The following is an 8,834-nucleotide window of genomic DNA, read 5'->3' on the forward strand; positions in this document are numbered from 1 at the left end:
CCGCGGCCTGCTTGTTGGCGCCGACCCCGGCGGCCCGTACGGCGGCGACGGGCGCCCAGCGCAGCACCGCGGCGGCGTCCCCGGCGTGGTGGGCGTGGTGCACGAGCCGGGCCGGGTCCACGCCGGCCCGGGCGGCGAGCTGGGCGAGCACGTCGGCGTGCAGGGCGGCCCGGCGCACCGGCGACAACTCCTGCTCCACCGCCCGGCGCAGCAGCTCGTGCCGGTACGCGACCCCGTCAGCGGTGGCGCTCAGAACGCCTCCGGCCAGGCATTCCTCGACTCCGGCGCCGCGTGAGGCGAGCAGGGCGGGCTCGGCCTGGGACGGCACGACAGCCACGAAACCGGCAGCCTCCCGGCCCTCCGGCGACAGCGCGGACAGCCGGGACAGCACCAGGTCGCGCACGGTGGCCGGCACCGCGGAGTCGGTCGCGGCGAGGACCTCGGTGACCAGCAGGGGGTTACCGCCCGTTACCGCGTACACGGAGGAGGAAGCCCGGCCCGCGCGGCGGGCAAGCTCGTCGACCGCCTGGACCGACAGCGGGGCCAGCGGAAACCGCCGGACCAGGGTCCGCGGCAGGCCGGCCAGGACGGTCCGCAGCTGGTGGTCGGGACCGATCTCATCATCACGGTACGTGAGAACGAGCAGCACCCGCAGCACCGCGAGCCGGCGCCCCAGGAACGCCACCAGGTCGAGGGTCGCCTCGTCGGCCCAGTGCAGGTCCTCCATGACCACCACCGGCCGGCGGCGCTGCCGGGGACCGTCGAGCGCGTCGAGCAGGGCGTCGAAGACCGCGCTCCGCTCCCCCGCGGCCATCCGTTCCCGCAGGGCACCGCCCACCTCGCGGGCGATGTCGTGCAACGGCCCGAGGGCCCGCGGGGTGAGCAGCGGGTCGCAGGCGCCCCAGAGCACCCACGCGCGCGATCCGGCTGTGGCGGCGAAAGCGGTGGCCAGACTGGACTTGCCGGCGCCGGCCTCACCGGAGACGACAGCGATCCGCCCGCCGCCGGCCGTGTCGGCCAGCAGCGCGTCCAGGTCGGCGAGGGCGCCGTCGCGCTCCAGAAGGTCCATCGCGGCCGAGCGTACTGACGCGCGGCCGTCCGGCACTGCCGACAACCGGACAGTCTTCGCAGCTCAATCGGGCGGACCGGGGCGTTCCGGCCACGGGTACGCCGCCGCGGTCAGCCGAACGCGGGCGCCGGCGCGGCCACGGGGTAGTCGTCGCGCAGCTCGCCCGGGGTGGTGGCGCGACCGAAGTGCCAGCCCTGGCCGAGGCCGGCACCGAGCTTCGCCAGCGCCGCGGCGTCCGCCTCGGTCTCGACCCCTTCGGCGACGACTTGGGCGCCGGTGGCCCGGGCCAGGTCGACCAGGGAGTGCACCACGACGGAGAGCACCGGGTCGTCGCTGAGCCCGGTGACGATGCTGCGGTCGAGCTTGATGACGTCGGGCGCGGTGACGACGATGTGCCGCAACGAGGAGAAGCCGGCGCCGACGTCGTCGATGGCCAGCCGCATGCCGCGGGCCCGCAAAGGCGCCAGCACGGCCTTCAGGGCGTCGTAGTCCTCGATCGGTTCGTGCTCGGACAGCTCCAGCACGACCCGGTCGAGCGGCATCCGGGCCAGGAAGTCGGCGCAGTCGTCGGTGAACAGCGTCTCCGGCGACACGTTCATGGCGACGTAGCCGGACACCCGGTCGAGGTGCTCCCCGGCCCGCCGCAGGGCCAGCACCTCGAGGCGTTCGCGTTCGCCGATCAGGTCCGCGTCGGCGAAGCACAGGTCGGGCGCGAGGTTCCACTCCCGCGGGAACCGGCTCAGCGCCTCGGTGCCGACCCGCCGCCGGGTGACGAGGTCGACGATGGGCTGCAACAGCACGAGCGGGCCACCGCCGTCGATCACCGGCCGCAACCGGCTCTCGATCTCGGCGTTGCGCTTCCGCTCCCGCACCCCCGGCTCGATGATCACCGAGGCGGCCCGGGACAACACCTCCATCAGAGCCTTGTCCCGCTTGCTGAGCTCCTTGTCGGCAGCGAACCCGGCGGCGCAGAAGGTGCCGTAGACGGTGCCGTCACTGAGCACCATCGGCACCGAGACGAAGCTGCGGATCCGCGGCATCCGGGCCGAGGGCAGCTTCATGGCGGCCGGAAAATCCTTGACGTTGGGCATGACCGCGGGCAGCTTGCCATCCATGATCGCCTGACAGAACGTGGTCGCCTGGGGCTGGGTGTTGCCGTCCCGGAACACCCACGGCAGCGGCGACTCGACCACCTCCAGATGCTGGGTGGTGCCGTCCATCCGGGTCATGAAGGCCAGGCTGAGCCCCAGCGACTCCCGGGCGGTCCGCAACAGCTCCGCGACCTGCTGCTCCGCCTCGCTGCGCTTGTTCCGCACGATCGTCTCCTCGCTCGGGCCGGGCTGCCCCTCTCATCGGTCGGCGAAGCCCCCAGCTGAGACACCGAACCGCTGACCCGCGGCGCGCAGCTCGGTCAGGTTCTGCTCGACCCAGCCCTCGGTCAGCGATTCGGTGCCCCGCATCGCCGGTTTCGCGTACAGGTGGAAGTGCAGGTAGTCGATCCGCAGCAGCACGCCCAGCCAGGGCACCGCCGCCTCGTCCGCGGCCCGGAACGGGCGCACCGAGCGGTAACCGGCCAGGAACGCCGGCCAGTGCGGCGTCCCCGCGACCGGGGCGAGATCGGCCGCCCGGAAGCCGTCGGCCGCCCGGTCCAGGTCGAAGAAGACGATCCGGTCGCCGGCCTGGTGCACGTTGTCCAGGGTCACGTCGCCGTGACAGATGCCGCGATCCAGCTCGGCCGCGCGTATCCGACGGCCGGCCTCGGCCGCCAGCGCGGCGATCAACGACCGGTCGGCGGCGTCCGGCACCCGGGCCAGGACGTCGTCGACCAGCTCGCCCACGTCGACGGCCGGCGGGCCCGGGAAGCCGCCGGCGGCCTCGTGGAACGCGGCCGTGGCGGTGCCGAAACGGTGGTAGAGCTCGTCGGTGCGCGGCTTCGGCGGTTTGCCGCCGGGCACCCATTCCCAGAGCGTGAAAGCCCGCGGCCCCTCGGCGGCGCTCAGGTCACCGGCTGGGCGGCCGTCGAGCAGCGGTACGCCATGAGCGACGCCCGCCCCTACGTGCGCTGCCAGTGCGACCTCCCAGGCGGCGGACGTGTATCCGGCCTGGTAGAGCTTGAGGACCCGCGGACCGGACGGGGTGTCGAGCCGGTAGACGTCGTTGACGAAGGAGCGCAGGAGGACGCAGCGGGTGACGTCGAGGCCGTACTCCCGGGCGGCGATGCCGGCCAGCGCGGCGGGGTCGACTATCGAGCGCAGGGTGGGGACCATGCTACGACCGTACGGTCGCAACCCACCCCCAGCGACCGGGTTACCCAGCGCTGGAATCAGGCGATCCGCATCCACGCCGCGAGCGCCCGGGCGTAACGGCTGAGCCTGGCCACCTGGTTCGCGTCGAGATCACCGTCCTCGATCTCGCTGTCCCTCCGGGCAGTCACCCCCATGAGGTCGGCGACCTCCCGCTGGGTGGCACTCCTCCGCCAGGTGAGAAGCGGAGATCCACGCTTCAGTCCGGGCCCGCTCAGCAGCGAGGGCAGCATCGTCACCGTCGTGCAGCTCGGCCCGCACGTCGTCCCAGTCATGAAAGTCCGTCATCACGCCCCTCGGCTTTCTCTCCATCGTCAGCTGTGCTCCCGCCGGAATCGCCACTTCGTCCCACCGTGCCCATTGGCCCGACTTGTTCCCACCGACCAGAAGCGCCGCCCGCAATCAGGGATCGAGAACGAACAGGATCCGGTCGGCCATTGCACCGGCCGCTTGATCGCGCCCATGGCTAAATTACGTACCGCCTGGAGTGGCGCGGGCGGCAGTCGCGAGGCGTTCGGCGAGGGCGGCGACCAGCCCCCGCAGCTCCTCCGGCCGCTCGATCACCAACGGCCGGTCCAGCGACGCCAGCACCCCCGGAATCCAGTCGAGCCGCTCGGCCCGCAGCTCGGCCCGCACCCACCCCCCGCCCTCCGGATCCGGGTCGAGCTCCGCCACCCCGGCGGGCAGCCGGCTCCGGATGTGCTCGACCGTCGCCTGGATCCGCACAGTCACCTGATGCCGGTACGGCGCCCCAGCCAACCCGGACAGCACCCGCCGCACCGGATCCACCCCGGCGGGCGCCTCGAACGAGCCCGGCAGCGTCCTGGCGTCAGCGATGCGGTCGAGCCGGAACGTCCGGTCGGCCCCGAGGTCCGGGTCGACGCCGGTGACGTACCACCGCCCGGAGTGCGCGACCAGCCCGTACGGATGCACCGTCCGCGCGCTGCGCCGCCCGTCGCCCCCGGTGTACGTGATCGCGACCGGCCGGCAGTGCCGCACCGCGTCCGCGATCGTCAGCAGCACAGCGGTCTCCGGCAGGGCGAACTCGCCGGGCGCAGCCGTGAACGCGAGCGACTCCAGCACGGTGTCGAGCTTGCGGGCGAGCCGTTGAGGCAGCACGCGCCGGATCTTGGCCGCCGCCGTCTCGCTCGCTGTGCCCGTGGTCGTCGCCAGGCCCGTACGGCGACCGGCGATCAGGCCGAGCAGCACCGCCAGTGCTTCGTCGTCGCTGAGCATCAGGGGTGGCATGCGGAAACCTGAGGCGAGCCGGTAGCCGCCGTGCCGGCCGCGCACCGATTCGACGGGCACGTCCAGGTCGATCAGGTGGGCCACGTACCGCCGTACGGTGCGCGGGTCGACGCCCAGCCGGTCGGCGAGCTCGGTCAGGGTTCGGATGCCGCCCGACTGCAGCAGCTCCAGCAGAGTGAGGACCTGGGCGGTGGGTCGGGCCATGGGCGGAAATCTAGCGCGAATACTGGGCCGTTTGTGTCCAGTATCGGTTCTAGCGTTGCCCTCATGAACATCGTCTCGATCCGCATCATCACCGCTGACGCCGCGCGGCTGGTCGCCTTCTACGAGCAGGTCACGGGGGTGCAGGCGCACTGGTTGACCGAGGATTTCGCCGAGCTGACCACCGAGCGGGCCACCCTCGCGATCGGCAGCACCCGTACCGTCGATCTGTTCGCGCCCGGCGCGGCCCGGCCGGCCGACAACCACACCGTGATCATCGAGTTTCTCGTCGACGACGTCGATGTTGTCTATCGCGGCCTCGCCGGGCGGGTCGACGAGGTCGTCGCCGAGCCGACCACGATGCCCTGGGGTAACCGGTCCCTGCTGGTGCGCGACCCCGACGGCAACCTCGTCAACTTCTTCACCCCGGTGACCCCGGCCGCCATCGCAAAGTTCGCCCGAAGCTGACCGCGGCGAAGCCGGCAAGCAGCTCCGGAGCTGACGGCGGCGGCGCGGGAGGGCGGCCTCCGTAACTAGACGCGGCGCCGCTGGCGGGCGGCCTCGTACAGCGCCACACTCGCCGCCGAGGCCGCGTTCAGGCTGCTGGCCGCGCCCGTGATCGGGATCCGGACCATCTGGTCGCAGGCCTCCCGCCAGCCGGCGCTCAACCCGTGCGTCTCGTTGCCGACCGCCAGGACCGTCGGCCCGGTCAGGTCGTGCTCGGCGATCTCGACCGGGCCGCGCTCGTCGGTGCCGACGACCTGCACCGGTACGCCGTCCGCGCGCAGACCACCAGCCCAGTCGAGGACCTCCCGGTGGCTCGGCACCCGCACCACCGGCAGCGCGAAGAGTGACCCGGTGCTGGCCCGGACCGCCTTCGGGTCGTACGGGTCCGCGGCGTGCCCGGTGACGACCACGCCGGTGGCGCCGAACGCGTCCGCCGAGCGCACCAGGGTGCCGATGTTGCCCGGCGTGGTGGGCCGGTCGAACACCACCACCAGCAGGTTCGCGCCGGGCGTCAGGCGGGTCAGGTCGTCCGGCGGCAGGCCCACCACGGCCAGCAGTTCCGGCGCGTCCTCGTCCTTGCTGCCCAGCTCGCGCATCAGCTCGGCGGCGACCACGGCCCGCGGCGCGCCGGCGGTCTCGATGACCTCGCGTCCCCACTTGGACAGCCCGGGCCCGTCCGAGGCCAGCAGGGTGCGGATCTCCCAGCCGCGTTCCACCGCCAGCGAGATCGGGCGGACGCCCTGGACCAGGAACTCACCGGCGCGCTGCCGCTTGTTCCGGTTGGTCAGCAGGGCCTCCCACTGCTGGAACGTCGCATTGCGCGTGCTGATCCGCATCGTCCTGGGCATGGCGTCCAGTCTGGTGCAGCCCGGCGCTCACATGTCCGGCGGGTAGCTGCTGTAGTCGGGGAAGTTGCCGTACAGGCGCTCGCCGGGCTCGCCCACGGTGACCGCGTGCACGAGCAGGTCGCCGCCGACGAACGCGCCCTTCCAGGAGGCGCCGCGGCCGCCGAAGCACTCGTCGCGGTCGCCCCGCGAGCGCGGCCGGTTGATGCCCACCTTGAAGGCCTGCACGTCCTGGGCGAGCTTGGCCGCCAGCTCCTCGTCGTCCACCGCGAGGCTCGCCACCAGCGCACCGTTGCTGGCGTTCATCGCCGACAGCAGCTCGTCCTCGGTGTCCACCACGATGATCGTGTCGACGGGACCGAACGGTTCGGCGTGCATGAGCCGGGACCGTCCGGGCGGGGCCAGCAGCGCGGCCGGCGCCACGTACGCGCTGGTGTCCTGCTCGTCCAGGAACCGGCCCGCCGAGCTCGAGCCCCGGTGCAGGGGCACCGCCCCGCCGCGGATCGCCTCGTCGACCTTGCGGCGCAGCTCGCCGGCCTTGGCTGCGCTGATCAGCGGCCCGAAGTCCAGCTCCGGCAGCGGGTCGCCGGGCGTCTCGACGGCGAGCGGATGCCCGAAGCGGACCGCCTTGACCACCGGCAGGTACACGTCCAGGAACGCGTCGACGAGCTCCCGCTGCACCACGAAACGGGGGTATGCCGTGCAGCGTTGCTTGCCGTACTCGAAGCCCTTGCGCAGGTGCCCGGCCAGCAGGTCCCACTGGGAGAAGTCCCAGATCCCCCACGCGTTGAGGCCCTCCTGCTCGATGAAGTGCCGCTTGTCGGAGTCGAGGAGGGCGGCCGCCACCTTGCCGCCGTTGGAGCGGCCGCCGACGAACGCGACCGCGCCGATCTCCGGCGCCCGGACCAGCACCTCGGAGAGCTCCTCGCCGCTGCCGGAGAGCAGCGTCACGGGCAGCCCGGCCCGCACCATCAGCGCGTGGGCAAGCGTCAGGCACACGGCGCCGCCCTGCGACGGCGTCTTGGCGATGACCGCGTTGCCGGCCAGCAGCTGCACCAGCTCGGCGTGCACGAGCACGCTCATCGGGTAGTTCCAGGAGGCGATGTTGCTGACCGGTCCGGGCAGCGGTTCCCGGCCGGCGACCTGCCGGTCGATCTGCTCGGCGTACCAGCGCACGCCGTCCACGGCCCGGTCGACGTCGGCGCAGGCCAGCCGCCACGGTTTGCCGATCTCCCAGGCCAGGGTCAGGGCCAGCAGGTCGCGGTGCAGGGCCAGGGCCTCGACGGCGGCCGCGACGCGGGCCTTGCGTTCGGCGAGCGGCGTGGCCGACCAGATTCGGTGGGCCGCGGTCGCGGCCCGCACGGCCTCGGCCGCGGTGCCGGCATCGACCTTGGCCAGGTGCGTGAGCAGGGTGCCGTCCACGGGGGTACGGAGCTCAGCCGGCGTGCCGACGTCATGCCACTTGCCGGCGTAGAGATTGCGCAACCGGTCGGCGGTGAGCGCCTCGGGCGCGGCGGCCGCGACCCGGGCGAGGACGTCGTTCCAGGCTGTTCCAGGGGCGAGGGTCAGGCTCATGCCTCACTGTGCGAAGCGCGGAGCCCTGATCACCATCCGGATGTGACGTCGCGGCCGGGCCTTCTTGCCCAGCGCGGAACAATGCCGGATTTTCTGCCGTTCCTCACCCGCTCCGGGTGGAAAGAACGAGCCGATATCCGTCCGGGTCTTCCACGGTCACTCCCCACTTGTCCCAGTAGTCGCCCTGGGACACCCGGGTGCCGCCGTTCGCCTCCAGCCGGGCCACCAGCTCCTCGTCGACCGCCCCGGCCAGGTAGAGCACCAGCAGGTCCTGCTCGGTCGGCGCCGGCTCGCTCGAGGATCCGCCGACCAGCTCGAGGTGCCAGGCCGCCCGGGGCCAGCCGAGCATGACGATGTCGTGCGGACCCGACCCCTCGTAGAGCACCTCCAGCCCGAGACCGTCGACGTAGAAGCGGCGCACGGCGGCGAGATCACGGCACGGCCGGGCCAGGCGTACGGAAACCAGCGGATCGATCATCCGACCACCCTGCACCCTGAACCCGGATTGAGCACAAGAGGCAGACTGGCGGGCATGGCCAAGCTGCTCTACTCCGTCACCATGTCGCTGGACGGCTTCATCGCCGGGCCGGGCGGGGACATGTCGTGGCTGACCCCGTACCTCGGGCCCAATCCGTATGTGGACGAGCTGATCGGTGACATCGGGTCGCTGCTGGTCGGCAACCGCACGTTCCGCGGCGACGACCCCTACAAGGACACGCCCAGCGAGGGTGAGGCGTTCGGCGGGGGCTGGTCCGGGCCGCAGATCGTGCTGACCCACCACGTGCCCGAGGCCGACTGGCCGGGCATCACCTTCGTGAGCGACTTCGCCGAGGCGGTCCGCCAGGCGAAGGAGGCGGCCGGCGACAAGTACGTGAACGTGCTCGGTGCGGACGTCGCCCGGCAGTGCCTGGCGGCGGGCGTGCTGGACGAGGTGCTGACCTGTGTCGCGCCCGTGCTGCTCGGGGACGGGGTGCGGCTGTTCGAGCAGCCGGGTGGCCGTACCGTCGGGCTGGAGCGCATCCACCTCTCGGGCGTGCCGCTCGCGTCCCTGCTGCGGTTCCGCGTCCTGCCCGCCGGCTGAGCGGC

At 72.6% G+C, this 8,834-nt stretch carries 10 protein-coding genes; 2 read left to right on the forward strand and 8 right to left on the reverse strand.

Annotated elements, in window-relative coordinates:
• The 5 genes from AB0C29_RS21260 to AB0C29_RS21280 form a co-directional block, all read right to left on the reverse strand.
• Nucleotides 1–1,069 (reverse strand): AAA family ATPase (locus AB0C29_RS21260; RefSeq protein WP_360822574.1); only part of this gene is annotated, 1,069 nt, incomplete at its 3' end.
• A 110-nt stretch (nt 1,070–1,179) separates the two neighbouring features.
• The gene (locus AB0C29_RS21265) at nt 1,180–2,385 is read right to left on the reverse strand and encodes an EAL domain-containing protein (RefSeq protein WP_360822576.1); all 1,206 of its coding nucleotides are present in this window, start codon (nt 2,383–2,385) and stop codon (nt 1,180–1,182) included.
• Between the two features lie 33 nt (nt 2,386–2,418).
• A complete protein-coding gene (locus AB0C29_RS21270; protein ID WP_360822578.1) occupies nt 2,419–3,336 on the reverse strand; it encodes a phosphotransferase in 918 nt (305 codons plus the stop codon).
• A 56-nt stretch (nt 3,337–3,392) separates the two neighbouring features.
• Complete coding sequence (locus tag AB0C29_RS21275; protein ID WP_360822580.1) at nt 3,393–3,647, reverse strand: hypothetical protein; 255 nt, start codon at nt 3,645–3,647, stop codon at nt 3,393–3,395.
• A gap of 196 nt (nt 3,648–3,843) precedes the next feature.
• Nucleotides 3,844–4,824 carry a YafY family protein gene (locus AB0C29_RS21280; protein ID WP_360822582.1) on the reverse strand — a complete coding sequence of 327 codons (981 nt, stop codon included), beginning with the start codon at nt 4,822–4,824 and terminating at the stop codon, nt 3,844–3,846.
• A gap of 63 nt (nt 4,825–4,887) precedes the next feature.
• On the opposite strand from AB0C29_RS21280, the gene AB0C29_RS21285 reads away from it, so the two are divergent.
• Complete coding sequence (locus tag AB0C29_RS21285) at nt 4,888–5,289, forward strand: VOC family protein (protein WP_360822584.1); 402 nt, start codon at nt 4,888–4,890, stop codon at nt 5,287–5,289.
• 65 nt (nt 5,290–5,354) lie between these two features.
• On the opposite strand, the gene AB0C29_RS21290 is transcribed toward AB0C29_RS21285, so the two are convergent.
• The 3 genes from AB0C29_RS21290 to AB0C29_RS21300 all read right to left on the reverse strand — a co-directional run bounded on the left by AB0C29_RS21290 (nt 5,355) and on the right by AB0C29_RS21300 (nt 8,226).
• The gene (locus AB0C29_RS21290; protein ID WP_360822586.1) at nt 5,355–6,176 is read right to left on the reverse strand and encodes a TrmH family RNA methyltransferase; all 822 of its coding nucleotides are present in this window, start codon (nt 6,174–6,176) and stop codon (nt 5,355–5,357) included.
• Between the two features lie 27 nt (nt 6,177–6,203).
• On the reverse strand, nt 6,204–7,748 hold the full coding sequence (locus AB0C29_RS21295; protein WP_360822588.1) for an aldehyde dehydrogenase family protein: 1,545 nt from the start codon (nt 7,746–7,748) through the stop codon (nt 6,204–6,206).
• Nucleotides 7,749–7,851: 103 nt separating this feature from the next.
• Nucleotides 7,852–8,226 carry a VOC family protein gene (locus tag AB0C29_RS21300; protein WP_360822590.1) on the reverse strand — a complete coding sequence of 125 codons (375 nt, stop codon included), beginning with the start codon at nt 8,224–8,226 and terminating at the stop codon, nt 7,852–7,854.
• 54 nt (nt 8,227–8,280) lie between these two features.
• Between AB0C29_RS21300 and AB0C29_RS21305 the strand changes: the two genes are divergently transcribed.
• Nucleotides 8,281–8,829 (forward strand): dihydrofolate reductase family protein, encoded by a 549-nt coding sequence (locus AB0C29_RS21305; protein WP_360822591.1) that lies wholly within the window; start codon nt 8,281–8,283, stop codon nt 8,827–8,829.
• Nucleotides 8,830–8,834 lie beyond the last annotated feature (5 nt).

It is taken from the genome of Actinoplanes sp. NPDC048791, assembly GCF_040650095.1.
Classification (GTDB): domain Bacteria; phylum Actinomycetota; class Actinomycetes; order Mycobacteriales; family Micromonosporaceae; genus Actinoplanes.